This is a genomic window from Agromyces mangrovi (assembly GCF_030296695.1).
Lineage (GTDB): Bacteria > Actinomycetota > Actinomycetes > Actinomycetales > Microbacteriaceae > Agromyces > Agromyces mangrovi.
The window spans coordinates 3,169,443-3,192,311 of record NZ_AP027737.1 but is presented as its reverse complement, the minus strand read 5'-3'; the positions used below and the strand labels follow the sequence as shown (position 1 = coordinate 3,192,311).

General features: G+C 68.6%; 14 protein-coding genes, 2 rRNA genes and 1 pseudogene. 3 read left to right on the top strand and 14 right to left on the bottom strand.

Translation table 11 applies throughout. From position 1 onward, the window contains the following. Positions 1-12 precede the first annotated feature (12 nt). From QUE38_RS15195 to tyrS, 4 genes are all read right to left on the bottom strand, one after another. Positions 13-3,115: ribosomal RNA gene (locus tag QUE38_RS15195) — 23S ribosomal RNA — on the bottom strand. Positions 3,116-3,570: 455 nt separating this feature from the next. Further along, positions 3,571-5,096 (bottom strand): 16S ribosomal RNA (locus QUE38_RS15190). Together the 16S and 23S rRNA genes form the textbook arrangement of a ribosomal RNA operon. Before the next feature lie 459 nt (positions 5,097-5,555). After that, on the bottom strand, positions 5,556-6,923 hold the full coding sequence (locus QUE38_RS15185; protein WP_286309140.1) for a CoA transferase: 1,368 nt from the start codon (positions 6,921-6,923) through the stop codon (positions 5,556-5,558). 36 nt (positions 6,924-6,959) lie between these two features. Beyond that, the gene (tyrS, locus tag QUE38_RS15180; protein WP_286309139.1) at positions 6,960-8,261 is read right to left on the bottom strand and encodes a tyrosine--tRNA ligase; all 1,302 of its coding nucleotides are present in this window, start codon (positions 8,259-8,261) and stop codon (positions 6,960-6,962) included. Positions 8,262-8,388: 127 nt separating this feature from the next. Here tyrS and QUE38_RS15175 point away from each other — a divergent pair, with 127 nt between their 5' ends. After that, a complete protein-coding gene (locus tag QUE38_RS15175; protein ID WP_286309136.1) occupies positions 8,389-9,018 on the top strand; it encodes a DNA-binding protein in 630 nt (209 codons plus the stop codon). Then, positions 9,015-9,632 carry a hypothetical protein gene (locus QUE38_RS15170; RefSeq protein WP_286309135.1) on the top strand — a complete coding sequence of 206 codons (618 nt, stop codon included), beginning with the start codon at positions 9,015-9,017 and terminating at the stop codon, positions 9,630-9,632. Before QUE38_RS15175 ends, QUE38_RS15170 begins: the two co-directional genes overlap by 4 nt. A gap of 30 nt (positions 9,633-9,662) precedes the next feature. Here the strand turns inward: QUE38_RS15170 and QUE38_RS15165 are convergent, their stop codons facing one another. From QUE38_RS15165 to QUE38_RS15130, 8 genes and pseudogenes are all read right to left on the bottom strand, one after another. After that, positions 9,663-10,271, bottom strand: a complete 609-nt coding sequence (locus tag QUE38_RS15165; protein WP_286311850.1) for a DNA-3-methyladenine glycosylase — start codon at positions 10,269-10,271, stop codon at positions 9,663-9,665. After that, positions 10,268-11,698, bottom strand: coding sequence for an argininosuccinate lyase (gene argH / locus QUE38_RS15160; RefSeq protein WP_286309134.1), 1,431 nt, complete (start codon positions 11,696-11,698; stop codon positions 10,268-10,270). The genes QUE38_RS15165 and argH overlap by 4 nt, the downstream gene beginning before the upstream one ends. Continuing rightward, positions 11,698-12,648 (bottom strand): ornithine carbamoyltransferase, encoded by a 951-nt coding sequence (gene argF, locus QUE38_RS15155; RefSeq protein ID WP_286309133.1) that lies wholly within the window; start codon positions 12,646-12,648, stop codon positions 11,698-11,700. The genes argH and argF overlap by 1 nt, the downstream gene beginning before the upstream one ends. 17 nt (positions 12,649-12,665) lie before the next feature. After that, a complete protein-coding gene (locus QUE38_RS15150; protein ID WP_286311849.1) occupies positions 12,666-13,811 on the bottom strand; it encodes an acetylornithine transaminase in 1,146 nt (381 codons plus the stop codon). Positions 13,812-13,837: 26 nt separating this feature from the next. Beyond that, positions 13,838-14,742, bottom strand: a pseudogene (gene argB / locus QUE38_RS15145) (acetylglutamate kinase). Positions 14,743-14,744: 2 nt separating this feature from the next. Next, positions 14,745-15,896, bottom strand: coding sequence for a bifunctional glutamate N-acetyltransferase/amino-acid acetyltransferase ArgJ (gene argJ / locus QUE38_RS15140; protein WP_286309132.1), 1,152 nt, complete (start codon positions 15,894-15,896; stop codon positions 14,745-14,747). Beyond that, entirely contained in the window at positions 15,893-16,936 is a 1,044-nt protein-coding gene (gene argC, locus QUE38_RS15135) for an N-acetyl-gamma-glutamyl-phosphate reductase (RefSeq protein ID WP_286309131.1), read from the bottom strand. Before argC ends, argJ begins: the two co-directional genes overlap by 4 nt. 229 nt (positions 16,937-17,165) lie before the next feature. Next, positions 17,166-17,576, bottom strand: coding sequence for a DUF1801 domain-containing protein (locus QUE38_RS15130; protein ID WP_286309130.1), 411 nt, complete (start codon positions 17,574-17,576; stop codon positions 17,166-17,168). A gap of 186 nt (positions 17,577-17,762) precedes the next feature. Here QUE38_RS15130 and QUE38_RS15125 point away from each other — a divergent pair, with 186 nt between their 5' ends. Beyond that, positions 17,763-19,070 carry a pectate lyase family protein gene (locus tag QUE38_RS15125; RefSeq protein ID WP_286309128.1) on the top strand — a complete coding sequence of 436 codons (1,308 nt, stop codon included), beginning with the start codon at positions 17,763-17,765 and terminating at the stop codon, positions 19,068-19,070. A gap of 149 nt (positions 19,071-19,219) precedes the next feature. On the opposite strand, the gene pheT is transcribed toward QUE38_RS15125, so the two are convergent. Further along, a complete protein-coding gene (gene pheT, locus QUE38_RS15120) occupies positions 19,220-21,739 on the bottom strand; it encodes a phenylalanine--tRNA ligase subunit beta (RefSeq protein ID WP_286309127.1) in 2,520 nt (839 codons plus the stop codon). Further along, positions 21,739-22,779, bottom strand: a complete 1,041-nt coding sequence (gene pheS / locus QUE38_RS15115) for a phenylalanine--tRNA ligase subunit alpha (RefSeq protein ID WP_286309126.1) — start codon at positions 22,777-22,779, stop codon at positions 21,739-21,741. Before pheS ends, pheT begins: the two co-directional genes overlap by 1 nt. Positions 22,780-22,869 lie beyond the last annotated feature (90 nt).

The following is a 22,869-nucleotide window of genomic DNA, read 5'->3' as shown; positions in this document are numbered from 1 at the left end:
GTGTGTGTAGTGATAATCAAGTTGTCGGCGTATTAGTACCAGTCAGCTACACCCGTTGCCGGGCTTCCACATCTGGCCTATCAACCCAGTCGTCTGGCTGGGCGCCTCTCCCCCGAAGGGGATGGAAATCTCATCTCGAGGCCGGCTTCCCGCTTAGATGCTTTCAGCGGTTATCCATCCCGAACGTAGCTAATCAGCGGTGCTCCTGGCGGAACAACTGACACACCAGAGGTTCGTCCAACCCGGTCCTCTCGTACTAGGGTCAGATCCTCTCAAATTTCCTGCGCGCGCAGCGGATAGGGACCGAACTGTCTCACGACGTTCTAAACCCAGCTCGCGTACCGCTTTAATGGGCGAACAGCCCAACCCTTGGGACCTACTCCAGCCCCAGGATGCGACGAGCCGACATCGAGGTGCCAAACCATGCCGTCGATATGGACTCTTGGGCAAGATCAGCCTGTTATCCCCGAGGTACCTTTTATCCGTTGAGCGACAGCGCTTCCACAAGCCACTGCCGGATCACTAGTCCCGACTTTCGTCCCTGCTCGACCTGTCAGTCTCGCAGTCAAGCTCCCTTGTGCACTTACACTCGCCACCTGATTGCCAACCAGGTTGAGGGAACCTTTGGGCGCCTCCGTTACTCTTTGGGAGGCAACCGCCCCAGTTAAACTACCCACCAGGCACTGTCCCTGAACCGGATTACGGTCCGAAGTTAGATATCCAGAGTGACCAGAGTGGTATTTCAACAATGACTCCACGAACACTGGCGTGCCCGCTTCAAAGTCTCCCACCTATCCTACACAAGCCACACCGAACACCAATACCAAGCTGTAGTAAAGGTCACGGGGTCTTTCCGTCCTGCTGCGCGTAACGAGCATCTTTACTCGTAATGCAATTTCGCCGAGTTCGCGGTTGAGACAGCTGGGAAGTCGTTACGCCATTCGTGCAGGTCGGAACTTACCCGACAAGGAATTTCGCTACCTTAGGATGGTTATAGTTACCACCGCCGTTTACTGGGGCTTAACTTCTCAGCTTCGCTCCGAAGAGCTAACCGTTCCGCTTAACCTTCCAGCACCGGGCAGGCGTCAGTCCGTATACATCGTCTTGCGACTTGGCACGGACCTGTGTTTTTAGTAAACAGTCGCTTCCCACTGGTCTCTGCGGCCTTCAACGCTCCAGGAGCAAGTCCCTTCACGAATCCGGCCCCCTTCTCCCGAAGTTACGGGGGCATTTTGCCGAGTTCCTTAACCACGATTCTCTCGATCTCCTCGGTATTCTCTACCTGACCACCTGAGTCGGTTTGGGGTACGGGCGGCTGGAACCTCGCGTCGATGCTTTTCTCGGCAGCATAGGATCACCGACTTTTCATCCCCATCGCGTCTCAGCCATGATGAACGGCGGATTTGCCTACCGTTCGGCCTACACGCTTGGACCGGGACAACCATCGCCCGGCTCGGCTACCTTCCTGCGTCACACCTGTTAATACGCTCACCGCACCAGACTCGGGTCCCACGCTCCCCACCCCGGTGCCCCCGAAGGGACGATGGGATGGTTCGGATGGTTAGCATTGCTGGATTAGTGTGGGCGGTTCTTCGCCGGTACGGGAATATCAACCCGTTGTCCATCGACTACGCCTGTCGGCCTCGCCTTAGGTCCCGACTTACCCAGGGAAGATTAGCTTGACCCTGGAACCCTTGGTCTTCCGGAGGACGGGTTTCTCACCCGTCTTTCGCTACTCATGCCTGCATTCTCACTCGTGTGCCATCCACGGCTGGATCACTCCGCCGCTTCACCCGGCACACGACGCTCTCCTACCGATCCGCACGACTGGACCACGAAGGCCTGTCAACTGTGCGAATCCCACGACTTCGGTGACGTGCTTGAGCCCCGTTACATTGTCGGCGCGGAATCACTTGACCAGTGAGCTATTACGCACTCTTTCAAGGGTGGCTGCTTCTAAGCCAACCTCCTGGTTGTCTGTGCAACTCCACATCCTTTCCCACTTAGCACGCGCTTAGGGACCTTAGTCGGTGGTCTGGGTTGTTTCCCTCTCGACGATGAAGCTTATCCCCCACCGTCTCACTGCTGCGCTCTCACTTACCGGCATTCGGAGTTTGGCTGACGTCAGTAACCTGTTGGGGCCCATCGGCCATCCAGTAGCTCTACCTCCGGCAAGAAACACGCAACGCTGCACCTAAATGCATTTCGGAGAGAACCAGCTATCACGAAGTTTGATTGGCCTTTCACCCCTATCCACAGCTCATCCCCTCCATTTTCAACTGAAGTGGGTTCGGTCCTCCACGACGTCTTACCGTCGCTTCAACCTGGCCATGGATAGATCACTTCGCTTCGGGTCTAGGACATGCGACTAAAATCGCCCTATTCAGACTCGCTTTCGCTACGGCTACCCCACACGGGTTAACCTCGCCACATATCACTAACTCGCAGGCTCATTCTTCAAAAGGCACGCTGTCACCCCAACAAGGAGGCTCCAACGGTTTGTAAGCAAACGGTTTCAGGTACTATTTCACTCCCCTCCCGGGGTACTTTTCACCTTTCCCTCACGGTACTTGTCCGCTATCGGTCATCTGGGAGTATTTAGGCTTATCAGGTGGTCCTGACAGATTCACACGGGATTTCTCGGGCCCCGTGCTACTTGGGATACTCCTCCGGCCGGCCAGGCATTTCGACTACGGGACTCACACCCACTCCGGTCCGCCTTTCAATGCGGTTCGTCTATACCCGACACGTCACCGTGACTGTCCGGCAGAACAGTCCGAGAAGTCCCACAACCCCGACCATGCAACCCCTGCCGGGTATCACACATGGCTCGGTTTAGCCTCATCCGCGTTCGCTCGCCACTACTAACGGAATCACTATTGTTTTCTCTTCCTGTGGGTACTGAGATGTTTCACTTCCCCACGTTCCCTCTACCCGCCCTATACATTCAGGCGGGAGTCACCAGGTCACCCGAAGGGCCTGGCGGGGTTTCCCCATTCGGAAATCCTCGGATCACAGCTCGTTTATCAACTCCCCGAGGCTTATCGCAGATTACGACGTCCTTCTTCGGCTCCAGATGCCAAGGCATCCACCGTTTGCTCTTAGAAACTTGAAATCACATGAGTATGAATCGATCGCACACACCCCAAAGGGTGCATGAGATTGACCAATGATCAGTCGGACACCCCCTCCGAAGAAGGAGTGTCTTACTTGATCTTGTGAACGACCCGCCCGAAGACAGGTCGATCTAAGATGCTCGCGTCCACTATGTAGTTCTCAACACACGAACGGTACCCACACCACCACCAGCCATACGCTGGTGCCGAATGCGGGTCCGTGCAAGGTTACGAAGCCCCGAAAGGCCCGGTCCCTCAGGACCCAATAGCGTGCATGTGCCGGCCACCACCAACCCCCACCGTTCCCTTCCCACGACAAGCGCGGGATGTACTGAGCAGTGATCGGATCCGACCGACACCTATGCCAACGTTCCACCCATGAGCAACCAGCAGAACACATTCGGTCCTGATCTGGTGTGCCTGGAGAACCTCTCGGTCCCCAGATGCTCCTTAGAAAGGAGGTGATCCAGCCGCACCTTCCGGTACGGCTACCTTGTTACGACTTAGTCCTAATCACCGATCCCACCTTCGACAGCTCCCTCCACAAGGGTTGGGCCACCGGCTTCGGGTGTTACCGACTTTCATGACTTGACGGGCGGTGTGTACAAGGCCCGGGAACGTATTCACCGCAGCGTTGCTGATCTGCGATTACTAGCGACTCCGACTTCATGAGGTCGAGTTGCAGACCTCAATCCGAACTGAGACCGGCTTTTTGGGATTCGCTCCGCCTTACGACATCGCAGCCCTTTGTACCGGCCATTGTAGCATGCGTGAAGCCCAAGACATAAGGGGCATGATGATTTGACGTCATCCCCACCTTCCTCCGAGTTGACCCCGGCAGTTTCCCCTGAGTTCCCACCATGACGTGCTGGCAACAGAGGACGAGGGTTGCGCTCGTTGCGGGACTTAACCCAACATCTCACGACACGAGCTGACGACAACCATGCACCACCTGTATACGAGTGTCCAAAGAGTTCCTCATTTCTGAGGCGTTCCCGTATATGTCAAGCCTTGGTAAGGTTCTTCGCGTTGCATCGAATTAATCCGCATGCTCCGCCGCTTGTGCGGGCCCCCGTCAATTCCTTTGAGTTTTAGCCTTGCGGCCGTACTCCCCAGGCGGGGCGCTTAATGCGTTAGCTACGACACGGAAACCGTGGAAAGGTCCCCACATCTAGCGCCCAACGTTTACGGCGTGGACTACCAGGGTATCTAATCCTGTTCGCTCCCCACGCTTTCGCTCCTCAGCGTCAGTTACGGCCCAGAGACCTGCCTTCGCCATCGGTGTTCCTCCTGATATCTGCGCATTCCACCGCTACACCAGGAATTCCAGTCTCCCCTACCGCACTCGAGTCTGCCCGTACCCACTGCAGGCGCGAGGTTGAGCCTCGCGTTTTCACAGCAGACGCGACAAACCGCCTACGAGCTCTTTACGCCCAATAATTCCGGACAACGCTTGCACCCTACGTATTACCGCGGCTGCTGGCACGTAGTTAGCCGGTGCTTTTTCTGCAGGTACCGTCAAGCCGAAGCCCTTCTTCCCTACTAAAAGAGGTTTACAACCCGAAGGCCGTCATCCCTCACGCGGCGTTGCTGCATCAGGCTTGCGCCCATTGTGCAATATTCCCCACTGCTGCCTCCCGTAGGAGTCTGGGCCGTGTCTCAGTCCCAGTGTGGCCGGTCACCCTCTCAGGCCGGCTACCCGTCGACGCCTTGGTGAGCCATTACCTCACCAACAAGCTGATAGGCCGCGAGTCCATCCCAAACCGAAAAAACTTTCCACCCCACACCATGCGGTGCGAAGTCCTATCCGGTATTAGCTCCGATTTCTCGGGGTTATCCCAGAGTCCAGGGCAGGTTACTCACGTGTTACTCACCCGTTCGCCACTAATCCACCCAGCAAGCTGGGCTTCATCGTTCGACTTGCATGTGTTAAGCACGCCGCCAGCGTTCGTCCTGAGCCAGGATCAAACTCTCCAAAAAAAAATGGCGCCAACCCAACAAAAAGAGGGCCGACAAATCTGATCTCTGACCAAAGAACAACCAAAACTGGCTGTCCATCAATCCAAAGGAATCCCAACCGGCCAAAAGACCGGACGGGGTTCAAAAAATGGCATTGAACATAGTGCACGCTATTGAGTTCTCAAGAAACGGACGCTCACGTTTCACGACTCGTGAAGAGTCGATCAGCCCGAGGCCTTCGTTCTTCCTACCGGCCGCGTCTTGCGACTCGTCCGGAGGCTTCAAGCACAGCCCGAAGAACTTGCTTCGATCTGGCTTGGGGTGGTCCCGCTTGAGGTGGAAGGCCGGGCCGCTCAGGACCCTCTCGCTCTTCCGCACCTTTGGGGTGACAAGGGAATACATTACGTGCATCCCGGGGTCCCCGCAAATCACTCCCGCATCCCGGGCGTGTCGCCCGGAATCACGCGGATCCCGCCCCACTCAGCGGGCCCACTCCGGTGCGTCGCTCCCCCACGCGTGCGGCGCGCTCGGCCAGGCGTCGGGCAGCCCGTCGAACGCGACCGCCGGCAGCACCGTTCGCACGCGCGGCGGGTCGGCGAACTCGACCTCCTGCAGTGCACGTGCCTCGGCGGTGAGCGTCTCCGGCGGTGACGGGTCCGCCGCCCGCGGCGACCGCAGCAGCTCCGCCGCGGTGCGCCGAAGCGATCCGTGCACCGACCAGGACCCGCCGTCCGCGCGCTGCCGCTCGAGGATCGTGACGGCGGTGGCCGCCAGCAGGTACCCCGTCGCATGGTCGAGCACCTGCGCAGGAAGCGCCTCCGGACGCTCACCGCCCTCAATACAGCCGATGCCGCTCGCGGCCTGCACGATCGAGTCGAACCCGCGTCGCGCACGATCTGCGGCGCCGAACCCCCAGGCCGCGAGCTGCACGACGACGATGCCCGGATGCCGCGCGGCGACGTCGTCCGCAGCGAGACCCAACCCCGCGATCGCCTCGGGACGGTACCCCGTGACGAGCACGTCCGCGTCGGCCAGGAGCCGCTCGAGACGCGCTCGACCCTCAGCCGTGCCGGCGTCGACCAGGGCCGAGCGCTTGCCGGCACCCGAGTCGAGGTGCTGCCACTCGGGCTCGGGCAGCCGCGGCGAATCGATTCTCAGTACGTCGGCGCCGAGCAGCGCGAGCGTGCGCGTGCAGACCGGCCCGGCGATCACGCGCGTGAGGTCGAGCACCCGGACCCCGGCGAGCGGCGCATCCGCCGCCCCGGGCAGCGGCGCGCGGGGTGCGGCATCCCCCAGGCGACGCACCTCCACGAGCGGGGTCGCGGCGAGCGCGGCATCCACGGACGGCTGTTCGGGCGCGACCACGACGCACAGGCCACCGGCCGCGGTCACGCGCTGCGAGGCATCCGCCGCATCGGTCCGCGCCAGCACCGCAGCGAGGTCGTCGGCCGTCGCATCCGCCCCCAACCCCAGCGCACGCCGGAGCGCCGCGGCGTGGTGCGGGTAGTTGCCGTGCGTGCGCACCCACCCGTCACGCGCGCGGAAGAACCCCGACATCGGCGCCCAGACGTCCGGCGACTCGCCGTCGAGACGAAACGAGCGCTCGCTCGACACCGCGGCGGCGATGCGCGGCCCGGAGAGGCGCACACGCGGCGCGGGTCGGTCGGTGCCGGCGACGGATGCCACGGCGCCGGCCAGCGACGCGGCCGCGACCGACTCCGCGGCGAGCGCAGCGGTCGACAGCCGTGACGGCAGTGCCGGCACCGGGAGCGGGTCGACGAGGTCGAGCTCGTCGGCGGGCCGCCCGAGATCCACCCACGCACGGCGCAGGAACCGCCGCTCCGTCATCGCACCGCCTCCCCGCGGCGCGCCCCCGGCCGAGGCTCAGGCCAGGAACACTCCCGCCATGGTCTTCTTGCCGCGTCGCAGCACGGCCATGCCGCCGGGCAGCGTCTGCCCCTCGAGGGTCGCGTGCTCGTCCTCCACGCGGGCGTTGTTGAGCGACACCCCGCCCTGCTTGATCGCGCGTCGCGCGTCGCTGAGGCTTGCCACGAGCCCGGTGTCGACGAGGAGCTGCGCCACCGGGGCATCCGCCGCTGTGGTCGCATGCGGCAGCTCGCGCAGGGCCGCCTCAAGGGTCGCCGGATCGAGCGACGCGAGGTCGCCCTGCCCGAACAGCGCCTGCGATGCGTCGATCACGGCCTGCGTGGCATCCGCCCCGTGCACCAGTGTCGTGACCTCGCTCGCGAGCCGCTTCTGGGCCTCGCGGCGGAAGGGCGCGTCGGCCACGGCCTGCTCGTACTCGGCGATCTCGTCGCGCGAGAGGAACGTGAAGACCTTGAGGCGCGAGATCACGTCGGCGTCGTCGGTGTTGAGCCAGAACTGGTAGAAGCGGTACGGGCTGCAGAGCGCGGGGTCGAGCCAGATCGCGTTGCCCTCGCTCTTCCCGAACTTCGTGCCGTCGGCGTTCGTGACGAGCGGCGTGCCGATCGCGTGCACGCTCGCGCCCTCGGCGCGATGGATGAGGTCGGTGCCACTCGTGAGGTTGCCCCACTGGTCGCTGCCCCCGGTCTGCAGCACGCAGCCGTAGCTGCGGTAGAGCTCCAGGAAGTCCATGCCCTGCAGGATCTGGTAGCTGAACTCGGTGTAGCTGATGCCCTCGTTCGACTCGAGGCGGGCCGCGACCGCGTCCTTCTTCAGCATGGTGCCGACGCGGTAGTGCTTGCCGACCTCGCGCAGGAAGTCGATCGCCGACATCGGCGCCGTCCAGTCGAGGTTGTTGACGAGCCGCATCGCGTTGTCGCCCTCGGTCGAGAGGAATCGCGAGACCTGGGCCTGCAGGTAGCCGACCCACTCGGCGACGGTCTCCCTGGTGTTGAGCGTGCGCTCGGCGGTGGGTCGCGGATCGCCGATGAGGCCCGTCGAGCCGCCGACGAGCCCGAGCGGTCGGTGGCCGGCGAGCTGGAGCCGGCGCATGACGATGAGCTGCACGAGGTTGCCCAGGTGCAGGCTCGGCGCCGTCGGGTCGAAGCCGCAGTAGTACGTGATCGGGTCGCCCGCGAGCAGTTCCTTCAGGGCGGCCTCGTCGGTGGAGACGTGCACGTGGCCGCGCCAGACGAGCTCCTCCCAGATGTCGTCGAAGGAGTCGTCGATGCGCTGCGAAGCGAGGATCACGGGGGCTGGCACGCAGCAAGGCTAGCAGCGGGGCCGTGCGCGGCCGGTCGAGCGATCAAGCTTCCATGCTTGATCATGCTTGATCAAGTCCACAGACTGAAGTACGCTGGATTCAGCCCGCAGACTGCAGGGAGCACGCATGTTCGTGATCACCGCCGACCAAGTCGGCAGCCGCACCCGCGACGACATCGTCGACGAGACCCGCCGGCGCATCGATGCCGCCCACGGCGACGCGCTCGCGCTGCCCGTCGGGCGCAACGCCGGCGACGAGCTGCAGGCGCTCACAGGCGACGCGGCGACTGCGCTCGCCCTCGTGCTCGAGCTCACCCGCGACGAACGATGGAGCGTGGGCCTGGGAGCAGGGGCGGTGCGGATGCCGCTGCCCGACGACGTGCGCGAGGCGAGCGGTCCCGCCTTCTACGCCGCGCGCGACGCGGTCGACCGGGCGAAGCGTCGCTGGCCGAAGGTCGCGGTCGCGAGCGGGGCGGATGCCGCGGAGACGGCCGCCTCCGACCTCGAATCGCTGCTCTCGGTCGTCGTCGCGCTCCGCGAGAAGCGCAGCGACGCCGGGTGGGAGCTGGCCGAGCTGCTCGAGACGGGGATGTTGCAGACGGATGCCGCCGACGCGCTCGACATCTCCCCCGCCGCCGTCTCGGCGAGGGCCCGCGCCGGCGCGCTGCGACCCGACCTCGAGGCGCGCCCCGCACTCACTAGGCTGCTGCACGAGCTCGACCGCACGGCGAGCGCCGACTCCGAGGAGACCACGTGATCCCCTTCCCGTTCCCGCTCCCGTTCGAGGTCGATCGGGCGCTGGCCGCGCTCGGCTGGTACGCGCTGCTGGCCGCACTGGTCGTGGCCGCCGTGTTCGCGGTGCTCGCCTTCACGCGCGAGCGGCCGCGCCTCATCTGGTGGTCGGCGGTCGCGGTGGGCGTGGCATTCATCCCCGCGGCGGCGCTGCCGGGGCAGCCGACGCTCGCGGCATCCGTGCTCATCGTGCTGGTCGGCGGCGGCATCGCCGTGGTCGGCGGCAGCTCGGCGGCAGTGCTCGCGCTTGACACCGCGATGGGCGGGGCGGTCGAGCCCGGGCTGCACGGCGGCATCATGGTCGCGCCGAAGGGCGCGCGCGGCGAGGGCCTCATGGCGGAGCGCACCGAAGTGCTGCGCGGGGGCATCACGATCGGCGTGCTCGAGCGCATCGGCGCGGCGGGCACGATCATCGCCGGGTTCCCCGAGGGGCTCGCCGTCGTCGTGGCCGTCAAGGGCATCGGCCGATTCAGCGAGCTCGAGTCGGGCGAGGCGCGTGAGCGGTTCATCATCGGCACGCTCGCCAGCCTCGTCTGGGCGTGCGCGTGCGCGCTCGTCGTGCACCTCGTCATCCGCTGAGCGGCGACCGGCCAGGGGGCAGCCGGTCGCTCAGTCGTGCGACTTCGGATGCCGCCGGTATGCCGACACCGTCGGGTCGTCAGGCACGCGGAACCGCCATGGGTAGCGCACGCCGCCGCCCGCGCCGGATACGCCGACGCGCGGGCCGGCCAGATGCGAGACCGGCGCATCGGGCAGGCGCAGCGCGAAGGGGGCGGCGAGCAGGTCGGCGCGGTTCGCGGCGAGCGGCACGCCCAGCGCGGACGCCAGACGCGCCGGCCCGCGGGCCAGGTCGCGGTCGGTGCGGGCGGAGCTCCGCCGCATCCGTGCCGTCTCGAGCCCCTCGACCACCTCGCCGGCGCGCAGCAGCACCGCAGAGGCGACGCCCTCGACGCCGCAGACGACGTTGATGCAGACGTGCATGCCGTAGGTGAAGTACGCGTAGAGGTGGCCGGCCTCGCCGAACATCACTGCGTTGCGCGGCGTGCGGCCGCGGAACGCGTGCGAGCCGGGGTCGGCCTCGCCGCGGTACGCCTCGACCTCGGTGAGGCGCACCGTCACCGCGCCGCCCTCACCGTGGTGCGTCAGCTCCGCGCCGAGCAGCAGCGGCGCTAGCTCGAGCGCGTCGACCGCGAGCGCGGCGCGGGTGGCCGGGATCAGAGCCGCGCCTCCGGCAGGCCCGCGGCCAGCGCGCGCACGCGCTCGGTCAGCGCCGTGAACTGCTTCGCGACCGACGACGGCGCGGTGCCGGCGACCCCGTCGCGACTCGCGACCGACCCCTCGATCGTGAGCACCTCGCGCACCTCGGGCACCAGGTGCGGCGAGATGCCGGCGAGCGCGTCGTCGGGCACCTCATGCAGGTCGAGCCCGTGCTCCTCGGCGTAGCGCACGAGGGCGCCCGTGATCTCGTGCGCGTCGCGGAACGGCACGTGCCGCTTCACGAGCCACTCGGCGACGTCGGTCGCGAGCGAGAAGCCCTGCGGCGCGAGCTCGGCCATGCGCGCCGTGTCGAAGCGCAGCGTCGCGACCATGCCGGTGAACGCCGGCAGCAGCACCTCGAGCGTCTCGACCGAGTCGAAGACCGGCTCCTTGTCCTCCTGCAGGTCGCGGTTGTACGCGAGCGGCAGCGCCTTGAGGGTGGCGAGCAGGCCCGTCAGGTTGCCGATGAGCCGGCCCGACTTGCCGCGCGCGAGCTCGGCGATGTCGGGGTTCTTCTTCTGCGGCATGATCGACGACCCGGTCGAGTAGCCGTCGTCGAGCGTGACGAAGCCGAACTCGCGCGTGTTCCAGAGGATGATCTCCTCCGACAGGCGCGACAGGTCGATGCCGATCATCGCGGCGATGAACGCGAACTCGGCGACGACGTCGCGGCTAGCGGTGCCGTCGATCGAGTTCTCCGAGATGCCGGCGAGCCCGAGGTCCTGGGCGACGGATGCCGCGTCGAGACCCAGCGTCGACCCGGCGAGGGCGCCCGAGCCGTACGGCGAGACGTCGGCGCGCCCGTCCCAGTCGACGAGCCGGTCGAGGTCGCGCGTGAGCGCCCACGCGTGCGCGAGCAGGTGGTGCGCGAGCAGCACGGGCTGCGCGTGCTGCAGGTGCGTGCGGCCGGGCATGATGGCGTCGCCGTGCGCCTCGGCCTGCGCGGCGAGCGCGTCGATGAGGTGCACGAGCTCGGTCGCGATCGCGGCGGCGTGGTCGCGCAGGTACATGCGCACGAGCGTCGCGATCTGGTCGTTGCGGCTGCGGCCGGCGCGGAGCTTGCCGCCCAGCTCGGGCCCGACGATCTCGATGAGCGCGGCCTCGAGCGCGCCGTGCACGTCTTCATCGGTCTCGGCGGCGACGACCTCGCCCGACTCGACGTCGGCCTCGAGGCGGTTCAGCCCCTCGATCATGGCCTCGAGCTCGGCCGCCGAGAGGTAGCCCGCCGCGTGCAGCGCTCGGGCGTGCGCGCGCGACCCCGCGATGTCGTAGGGCGCGAGCTGCCAGTCGAAGTGCGTCGACTTCGAGAGCTTCGCGAGCTCGGGCGACGGCCCGGAGGCGAACCGGCCGCCCCAGAGCGAGCCCTCGTTGGTGCCGTGCTCGGCCATCAGGCGTTCTCCTCACCCTCGACGCCGGTGTTCTGCGCGAGCAGCCACACCAGCAGCGCCTTCTGCGCATGCAGGCGGTTCTCCGCCTCGTCCCAGATGATGCTCTGCGGGCCGTCGATCACGTCGGCGGTCACCTCGTAGCCGCGATCGGCGGGCAGGCAGTGCATGAACACGGCGTCGGGCGCGGCGAGCGCCATGAGCTCGGCGTCGACCCGGTAGGCGCCGAAGGTCGCGACGCGGTGCGCCTTCTCCTCCTCCTTGCCCATCGACACCCAGGTGTCGGTGACCACGACGTCCGCGCCGGCGGTCGCCTCGGCCGGGTCGGTGAAGAGCGTGACCGACCCGCCGGTGTCGGCCGCGATGGTGTCGGCGTCGGCGACGACGGATGCCTCGGGCGAGAACTCCACCGGCGACGCGACGCGCACGTGCATGCCCGCCATCACGCAGGCCAGCACGTACGACTGCGCCATGTTGCTCGCGCCGTCGCCCAGGAACGTGACCGTGAGCCCTTCGAGCGACCCCTTGTGCTCACGGATCGTGAGGAGGTCGGCGAGCAGCTGGCACGGGTGGAAGTCGTCGCTCAGCGCGTTGACGACCGGCACGCGCGTGCCGGCGGCCATCTCCTCGAGACCGGCCTGCCCGTAGGTGCGCCAGACGATCGCCGAGACCATGCGCTCGAGCACGCGCGCGGTGTCGCTCGGGGTCTCCTTGCCGCCGAGCTGGCTCGACGCGGTCGAGATGATGAGCGGCGAGCCGCCGAGGTCGGCGATGCCGACGGCGAACGAGACCCGGGTGCGGGTCGACGACTTGTCGAAGATGACCGCGACGGTCTGCGGACCCTCGAGCGGGCGATCGCGCCAACGGTCGGCCTTCAGCTCGACGGCGAGGTCGAGGATCGCGGCCTGCTCCGCGGGGGTGATGTCGTCGTCGCGCAGGAAGTGGCGGGTCATGGCGTCCTTTCGGGAAGTCAGAGTGCGGCGAGCGCGCGCGAGAACCGGTCGATGAACTCGTCGATCTCGGCGTCGCCGATGATGAGGGGCGGCGCGAGGCGGATGCTCGAGTCGTTCGCCGCGTTGATGATGAGGCCCTCGCGCATGGCGGCCGTCGCGAGCGCGCCCGCGTGCGGCTCGGCGAGGCCGATGCCGAGCAGCAGGCCTCGGCCGCGCACCTCGGTGATGAGCGGCGAGCCCATGGCCATGATGCGCTCGCTGAGCTGCGCGCCGCGCACGCGGGCGTTGCCGACGAGGTCGGCACGCTCGATCTCGCTGAGCACGGCGTTGGCCGTCGCCGTGGCGAGCGGGTTGCCGCCGAATGTCGAGCCGTGCATGCCGCGCTGGTAGAGGTCGGATGCCTCGCCGAACGTGACCAGCGCACCGATCGGGAACCCGCCGCCGATACCCTTCGCGACCGTGATGGCGTCGGGCGTGACGCCGTCGTGTTGGTACCCGAACCACTCGCCCGTGCGCGCGGCGCCGGTCTGGATCTCGTCGACGACGAGCAGCGCGCCGTGGCGCGCGGTGAGCTCGCGGGCGGCGGCGAGGAACCCGTCGGGCAGCGGCAGCACGCCCGCCTCGCCCTTGATCGGCTCGACGAACAGCGCCGCGACGCTCTCGTCGATCGACGCCTCGAGCGCGGCGATCGTCGTGTCGATGTGCTCGACCCCGCCGGGCATGGGCTCGAACGGCGCGCGCATGTGCGGCTTGCCGGTGAGCGCGAGCGCGCCCATCGTGCGGCCGTGGAACGCATCGTGCAGCGCGAGGATCTTGGTGCGGCCCTGCTGGCGGTGGTTCAGCCGTGCGAGCTTGAACGCGGCCTCCATCGCCTCGGCGCCGGAGTTGCCGAACCAGACGCGGCCCGCGTCACCGGCGCCGGCGAGGCGCACCAGTCGGTCGGCGAGCTCCAGCTCCGAGGGCGTGGAGAAGTAGTTCGACACGTGCGCGAGCGTCGCCGCCTGACGCGAGACGGCGTCGACGAACACGGGGTGGGCATGGCCGAGCGAGTTGACGGCGATGCCGGCGAGGAAGTCGAGGTACCAGGTGCCGTCGGCGTCGCGCACGCGGCATCCGTCGCCCTCGACCAGGTGCGCGAGGGGCGTGCCGAGCGAGCGCATCATGCGCTGGTCGAACAGCTCACCGTGGTTCACGACGCCACCTCCGCGGGCACGACCTCGGTGCCCACCCCGGTCTGGGTGAAGACCTCGAGCAGGATGGAGTGCGGCACGCGACCGTCGATGATCGCGGCCTTCGCGACGCCGCCCTCGACGGCCTCCAGACACGCGGTCATCTTCGGGATCATGCCCGACTCGAGCGACGGCAGCAGGTCGACGAGCTGCGGCACGTCGATGACCGACACGAGCGAGTCGCGGTCGGGCCAGTCTCGGTAGAGCCCAGCGACGTCGGTCAGGATGACGAGCTTCGCCGCGCCGAGCGCGACCGCGAGCGACGCGGCGGCCGAGTCGGCGTTCACGTTGAGCGACTGGCCGGGCTCGTCGAGGTCGGGCGCGATCGACGAGACCACCGGGATGCGGCCGGCGTCGAGCTGCGCGTGCACCGACGCGGGGTCGACCGACACGACGTCGCCCACGAGCCCGAGGTCGACCTCGACGCCGTCGACGACCGCGCCGCGGCGACGGCCGCGGAACAGCCCCGCGTCCTCCCCGAGATGCCGGCCGCGAGCGGCCCGTGCTCGTTGATGAGCGACACGAGCTCGCGGTTCACCTGGCCGGTGAGCACCATGCGCACGACGTCCATCGCCTCGGGCGTCGTGACGCGGTACCCGCCGCGGAACTCGCTCTCGATACCGAGCCGGTCGAGCATCGCCGAGATCTGCGGTCCGCCGCCGTGCACCACGACCGGGCGGATGCCCGCGTAGCGCAGGTACACCATGTCCTCGGCGAACGCGCGCTGCAGTTCGGGGCTGACCATGGCGTTGCCGCCGAACTTCACGACGATGACCTGGTCGTGGAAGCGCTGCAGCCAGGGCAGCGATTCGATCAGGGTGCGGGCCTTCTCAGCGGCATCCGCTGCACTGTTCTCAGGATTCATGCTCAACTCGAGTAGGCGCTGTTCTCGTGGACGTAGTCGTGGGTGAGGTCGTTGGTCCACACCGTGGCGGATGCGGCGCCCGCGTGCAGTTCGACCAGCACGTGCGTGGCGCGCGGGGTGAGGTCGACGTCGTCGCGCGGGGCGTCGGGGCCGCCCGCGTGGCAGACGCGCACCCCGTTCATCGACACGTCGACGAGGTACGGGTCGAACGGGGCATCCGTCGTGCCGATCGCCGCGAGCACGCGGCCCCAGTTCGGGTCGTTGCCGAAGATCGCGGCCTTGAAGAGGTTGTTGCGCGCGACCGAGCGGGCGACCGTCACCGCGTCGTCCTCGGTGACCGCGCCGCGCACCTCGATCGCGATCTCGTGGCTCGCGCCCTCGGCGTCGGCGAGCAGCTGCATCGCCAGGTCGAGGCAGACCTCGGTGAGGGCGGCGGTGAAGGCGGATGCCTCGGGCACGACGCCCGACGAGCCCGACGCCATGAGCGTGACCTGGTCGTTCGTCGACATGCAGCCGTCGGAGTCGAGCCGGTCGAAGCTCACCCGGGTGGCTGCGCGCAGGGACTGGTCGAGGTCGGATGCCGGCAGGTCGGCGTCGGTCGTGATCACGACGAGCATCGTGGCGAGGCCCGGCGCGAGCATGCCGGCGCCCTTCGCCATGCCGCCGATCGTCCAGCCGTCGCCCGTGCGCACCGCCGTCTTCGGCACAGAATCGGTCGTCATGATCGCGCGGGCCGCGTTGTCGCCGCCGTCGGTGGTGAGGCGCGCGACCGCGGAGACGACGCCCTCCTCGAGCACCTCGCCGTCGAGCTGCTCGCCGATCAGCCCGGTCGAGCACACGAGCACGTCGCCCGCGCCGATGTCGAGCGCCGACGCGACCGCCTCGGCGGTGCGGTGCGTGACCTGGAAGCCCTCGTGGCCCGTGAAGCAGTTCGCGCCGCCGGAGTTCAGCACGATCGCGCGCACGGCCCCGTCGAGGACGACCTGCTGCGACCAGATGATCGGGTTGGCCTTCGCGCGGTTGCTCGTGAACACGGCCGCGGCCGCGTCGCGCGGGCCGCGGTTGACGATGAGCGCGAGATCGAGGGCGCCGGTGCGCTTGATGCCGGCGGCGATGCCCGCCGCCTCGAAGCCGGCTGCTGCGGTGACGGTCACGGTGCGACTCCGTTCACGGGGAGGGCGGTGGCCTCGGCGAGGCCGAGGGCGAGGTTCGCCGACTGGATCGCGGCACCCGCGGTGCCCTTGACGAGGTTGTCGACCGCGGTGACGACCACGACGCGGCGCGCCGCCTCGTCGACCGCGAGGCCCATCAGGGCCGTGTTGGCGCCGAGCACGTCGGCGGTGCGCGGGAACTGGCCCTCGGGCAGGAGCTGCACGAAGGTCTCGCCCGCGTAGGCGTCCTCCCAGGCGGCGCGCACGGTCGCGGCATCCGCATCGTCGGCGAGCCGTGCCGTCGAGGTGGCGAGGATGCCGCGCGACATCGGCACGATCACCGGGGTGAAGCTGATCGTCGGGTCGGCCGCTCCTGCCCAGCGGAGCGCCTGCTGGATCTCGGGGATGTGCCGGTGCGTGCCGCCGACCGCGTACGGGTTGGCGGAGCCGAGGATCTCGCTGCCCAGCAGGTGCGTCTTCAGTGCCTTGCCGGCGCCGGACGGGCCGACCGCGAGTACCGAGACGATGTCGTGCGCGTCGATCACGCCGGCGCGCACGCCGGGCACGAGCGACAGTGCGACCGTGCTCGCGTTGCAGCCAGGTGCCGCGATGCGGCGGGTCTGCGCCAGGCGCTCGCGCTGCGTGCCGTGCATGCGGGGCAGCTCGGGCACGCCGTACGTCCACGCGCCGTGGAACTCGCCGCCGTAGAACGCGGCCCAGTCGGCCTCCTGCTCGAGGCGGTGGTCGGCGCCGCAGTCGACGACGATCGACGCGTCGCCGAGCTCGGCGGCGATCGCGCCCGACGCGCCGTGCGGCAGCGCGAGGAAGACGAGGTCGTGGCCGCCGAGCGTGTCGGCGTTCGTCTCGGTGAGCGTGAGGTGCGTGTACGCGCGCAGGTGCGGTTGCACGGCGGTGAGCGCCTGGCCGGCGTTCTGGTGCGCGGTGACGGTGCGCACCTCGAGTTCCGGATGATCTGCGAGGAGCCGCAGGATCTCTCCCCCGGCGTATCCGGACGCGCCAGCGACGGCGACGGAGTACGTCATGGTCCTACCTTATGGTCTCGGCGAAACGACCCGATGGCTGGGCCGACTGGGCTGAGCGACGGCGACCGCACGGCAGCGCTGGGCTGCAGGTGGGGTCGCCTAGCCTCGGCGGAGACCGCGGCGCCGGCGCGCGACGAGCACCCGCGATGCGCGGGTCGTGGCGGCGAGGCGAGCGGTGGACACGGATGCGACCCTACCGGGCGCGCGGGCGATGCGGCAAACGGATGTCTCAGGCAGGCGTGCCGTCGCGTCGCCACGCCTCGGCGAAGAGGCGCTCGAGCACGTCGAGGTCGAGCTTGGCGAACCGGCCGACCCAGACGCATCCGACACCGACCTTCGCCGGACCGAGCTGTGCGAGCAGGTCGTCCGACCCGTCGTAGTTGACGCCGTACAGCGACATCGACGCCTTCCGCGGCGAGAACCCGATCACGGGCATGTCGCCCTCGCGCCCGGTCTCGTACCGGTAGTGGTACGTGCCGTAGCCGACGATCGACGGCCCCCACATGACCGGGGTCACGCCGGTCACGCGGTCGAGCATCTCGCGGAGCACTGCGGCGTCCTCCCGCCGGCCCGCGGGCTCGGCGCTCGCGAGGAACTCATCCACCGACGCATCCGTCGGCTGGGTCACGTTCTCTGCCATGCCGTCACGCTACCCCGCGCCCCTGACGCGGACCCGGCACGTGCCCGGCGAGAAAACACGGGAAACACGAGAAAGTAGAGAAAACGCTTCCCCGGCAGGCGGACCCGCTGCTACGTTCCCGGCTAGAAAGCGCTTTCTCGCCGCACGAGGGCGTGCGGCGGCGCTCGCTCGAAGGGTACGACAACCATGCAACGACGCTGGATCAGTACGACCGTGGCCGCGACGGGCGGCCTCGCGCTCCTGCTCGCCGGAACCGGGCCCGCCTGGGCGGGCGATGGCCGCGTGCACCAGGACGAGCTCGGCCGCGCGGTGCTCGCCGACGGCGACGGCTGGGGCTCCGCGGGTGCGGGCACCTCGGGCGGCTCCGCCGCCGACGCCGACCACGTCGTCACGGTCACCGATCGCGCCGGCCTCGTCGCAGCAGTCGCGGGCGACGAACCGAAGATCGTCTACGTCGACGGCGTGATCGACGCCAACACCGCGGACGACGGCACTCCCCTCGCCTGCACCGACTACGCGCGCGACGGCTACACGCTCGAGGCGTACCTCGCCGCGTACGACCCTGCGGTCTGGGGCTGGGACGAGGAGCCGTACGGCCCGCTCGAGGACGCGCGCGACGCGTCGAGCGACGCCCAGAAGGAGCGCATCGACATCAAGATCGGGTCGAACACCACGCTGATCGGCCTGCCCGGCTCGGAGATCACGGGCGCAGCGCTGCAGATCGCGAACGTGCAGAACGTGATCGTGCGCGGGCTCACGCTCACGAACGCGTACGACTGCTTCCCCGCATGGGACCCGACCGACGGCGACGCCGGCGAGTGGAACTCCGAGTGGGACCTGCTCACCGTGACCGGTTCGACCAACGTCTGGATCGACCACAACGACCTGAGCGACGGCGACGCGCTCGACTCGGAGCAGCCGGTGTACCTCGGCCGCCCGCTGCAGGTGCACGACGGCCTGCTCGACATCGTGCGCGGCTCCGACCTCGTCACCGTGTCGTGGAACCTCTTCCACGACCACGACAAGGTGATGCTCATCGGCAACACCGACTCCACGCGCTACGACGAGTGGGACAAGCTGCGTGTCACCCTGCACCACAACGAGTTCCGCGACCTCGGGCAGCGCACGCCGCGCGTGCGCTACGGCGACGTCGACGTCTACAACAACAGCTACGTCGAGGAACCGGGCGACGACTACGACTACTTCTACAGCTGGGGCCTCGGCATCGAGTCGCACCTGGTCGCCGAGCACAACGCGTTCACGGGCATCGATGCGTCCGAGGCGATCGGCGTGTACAAGGGCACGGCGATCACCGAGTCGGGCAACGTGCTCGACAAGGTGGTGACCGACTTCCTCGGCGCCTACAACGCCGACACCGGTGCACTGATCGCGGATGACGCGGGCTGGACGCCCGTGCTGCGCACGAAGGTGCACCCGGCGCAGGCGGTGCCGGCGATCGTGGCGGCGTTCGCCGGCCCGGGCGGCCTGCGCTGACGCCCGGCGGGCGCGATCGGGACCCGAACCCGATCGCGCCCGCCGCGCCGGCTCGCTGAACTCGTTCGGGCACGTCGAACTCGGCGTGCCCGAACGACTTCGACGTGCCGAACGCGGTGCCGGCCCGCCGCGCGCGGGCAGGCCGGGACCTACTCGCGGAGGGTGGCGCCGAAGCGCTCCCCCGCGAGGGCCGAGCCGCCGAGCTTCGCGGCGGTCGCCTCCGCGGCGGTGAGGGTGCGGTCGGATGCCCGGAAGCGGAGCGCGAACGTGAGCGACTTGCGCCCCTCGGGCACGCCGGTGCCACGGTAGTCGTCGACCAGGTCGAGGTGCTCGAGCAGTTCGCCCGCGCCCTCGCGCACGGCGACGCCGACCTCGGCGGCCGGCGTCGCGACGTCGACGACGAGCGAGAGGTCCTGCGTGGCGGCCGGGTAGGTCGACAGCCCGCGGGCCTCGATCACGCCCTCCGCGCTCGCGACGAGCGCGTCGAGGTCGAGCTCGGCGACGCCCACCACCCGCGGCAGGTCGACCTCCTCCGCGAGCGCGGGCAGCAGCTCGCCCGCGTAGCCGACGACCTCGCCGCCCGCGACGAGTTCCGCCGTGCGGCCGGGGTGCATGGCCTGGTGCGCACCCTGGCGCACCACGAGCTCGGCGCCGACCGCGACCGCGATCGTCTGCGCGGCCTCGAGCGCGTCGGCGATGCCCGCGGGCACCGGTGCGACGCCCGGCTGCTTGGGTGTGCGGTCGCCCGTGAGCAGCACGCCCACACGACGCGGCTGCGGCGGGATGCTCGCAGCCAGGTCGTCGAGGTCGCCGTCGCCCGGCAGCACGCCGCCGAGCGGGATCGTCGCGGTGCCGTACTCGCGGCCGAGCTCGGGGCGGAAGACCGACCCGGTCTCGAACAGGGCGAGGTCGGTGAAGCCCCGCGAGCGGTTGCGGCGCGCGACCTCGATGAGGCCCGGCAGCAGCGACGTGCGCAGGAACGGCACGCTCGCGTCGAGCGCGTTCGCCAGCTTGACCTGGCCGATCTCCGCACCGTCGGGCGAGCCGAAGCGCTGGTTCACCTCGGCGGTGAAGAACGGGTACGCCATGACCTCGGTGAAGCCCGACGCGGCCAGCGCGTTCGACGCGTTGCGGCGCAGCTGCTGCGCGCGCGTCAGTCCGCGCTGCGGCGGCGCGACCGGCAGCACCGATGGGATGCGGTCGTACCCGTCGATGCGGGCGACCTCCTCGGCGAGGGTCCACTTGTCGGTGAGGTCGGGGCGCCAGCTCGGCGGCGTGACGCTCCAGCCGTCGGCCGCGTCCGCGACGGTCGCGCCGATGAGCTCGAGCGCGCCGCGGATCTGCGACGCCTCGTAATCGACGCCGATGAGGCCGGCCGTGAACCCGGCGGGCAGGGCGATCGGCTCGGCCGTGGCATCCGCCAGCAGGTCGGAGCCCAGCGTGTCGGCCGTGCCGCCCGCGAGCTGCACCATGAGCTGCACCACGCGGTTCGCCGCGGCGACCGCGACGGCCGGGTCGACGCCGCGCTCGAAGCGCTTCGACGCCTCGCTCGGCAGCTTGTGCCGGCGCGCGGTGCGTGCGATCGACACCGGGTCGAACGTCGCCGCCTCGATGAGCACGTTGGTCGTCTCGAGGCTCATCTCGGTCGTGCCGCCGCCCATGACGCCGGCGAGGCCGATCGCGCCGGACTCGTCGGTGATCAGCAGGTCCTCCGGCGAGAGCTTCCGCACCTGGCCGTCGAGGGTCTCGAGCGTCTCGCCGGGGGTGGCGCGGCGCACCGTGATGCCGCCCTGCAGGCGGTCGAGGTCGTAGCCGTGGATCGGCTGGCCGAGTTCGAACATGACGTAGTTCGTGATGTCGACGAGCAGCGAGATCGAGCGGACGCCCGCCAGGGCCAGACGGGCGCGCATCCAGGGCGGGGTCGGCAGCGTGGCATCCACCCCGCGCACCGAGCGCGTGATGAAGCCGCGAGCGCCGACGCGGCCGCGGATCGGCTCGGCGTCGTCGATCACGACGGGGAAGCCGGACGCCTCGACCGGCGGCACGAGCGACGCCGGGTCGGTGAACGGCTGGCCGGTCGCGTGCGAGTACTCCCGCGCGATGCCGCGGATCGAGAACGCGTAGCCGCGGTCGGGCGTGACGTTCACCTCCACGGCCGAGTCGTCGAGCCCGAGCAGTGCGATCGCGTCGGTGCCGACCTCGGGGTCGAGTCCCATCGTCACGAGGCGCAGGATGCCGTCGTGCTCGTCGCCGAGCGCGAGCTCCTTGACCGACGCGATCATGCCGTCGGACACGTGGCCGTAGGTCTTGCGCGCGGCGATCGCGAAGTCGCCGGGCAGCACCGAGCCAGGGAGCGTCACGACGACCTTGTCGCCCTCGAGGAAGTTGCGCGCACCGCAGACGATGCCGCGCACGTCGGGGCCGCCATCGGCCGCCTCCGAGCCCTCGGGCGCGACGCGCACCTGGCACCAGCGGATGGTCTTGCCGTTCTTCTGCGGCTCCTCGACGAACTCGAGCACCTCCCCCACGACGACTGGCCCGGAGACCTCGAAGTCGTGCAGGTCCTCCTCCTCGAGGCCCACGCGCACGAGCGCGGCGTGGACGTCCTCGAGGGTCGATCCCTCGACGAGCGGGGTGAACTCGTCGATCCAGCTGAGCGGCGCGCGCATCAGACCACCATCCCGAACTGCTCGCTGAAGCGGATGTCGCCCTCGATCATGTCGCGCATATCCTTCACGTCGTTGCGGAACATCAGGGTGCGCTCGAAGCCCATGCCGAACGCGAAGCCCGAGTACACCTCCGGGTCGATGCCGGCCGAACGCAGCACGTTCGGGTTCACCATGCCGCAGCCGCCCCACTCGATCCAGCGCGCGCCGCCCTTGAAGGTCGGGTGCCAGATGTCGAACTCGGCGCTCGGCTCGGTGAACGGGAAGAAGTTGGGGCGCAGGCGGATCTTCGTGCCCTCGCCGAACATGATGCGCGCGACGTGCTCGAGCGTGCCGCGCAGGTGCGCCATGGTGATGCCCTTGTCGATCACGAGGCCCTCGAACTGGCTGAACACCGGGGTGTGCGTCGCGTCGAGCTCGTCGGTGCGGTACGTGCGGCCCGGGGCGAGCACGTAGATCGGCACCTCGCGGTCGAGCATCGAGCGGATCTGCACGGGGCTCGTGTGCGTGCGCAGCACGAGGTGCCGCTCGACCGGCTCGACGAAGAACGTGTCCTGCATCGCGCGTGCCGGGTGGTCCTCGTCGAAGTTCAGCGCGTCGAAGTTGTACCACTCGTGCTCGATCTCGGGGCCCTCGGCGATCTCCCACCCCATGCCGACGAACACGTCGGCGATCTGCTCCTGCAAGAGGCTGAGCGGATGCCTCGCGCCGGGCGTGCGACGCGCGGCGATCGCCGTCACGTCGACGGCCTCCGCCTCGAGCTGCGCGGCGGCCTCTGCCTCGACGATCTCGCCCTCGCGGGCGGCGAACGCCTGGTTGACGCGACCTCGCGCGCCGCCGACCAGCTTGCCGACGACGGCCTTCTGGTCGTTCGGCACGGAGCGCATGAGCGCGTTCAGCTTCGCGAGCGTCGACTTCTCGCCGGTGTGCTCGGTGCGGACGGCCTTCAGCGCGGCGGAGTCGTTCGCGCCGGCGATGGCCGCGAGCGCGGCGTCGACCGCCTCGGCGACCGCTGATTCGGTGATCTCGGTGGGTTCGGACACGAGAGGAGAGTCTACCGGTGGGCGACGGTGCCCTCGGGAGGTGGGGCACCCGCTCGATCGCCGTTGACCGGGCGGGCACGTTCGGGGGAA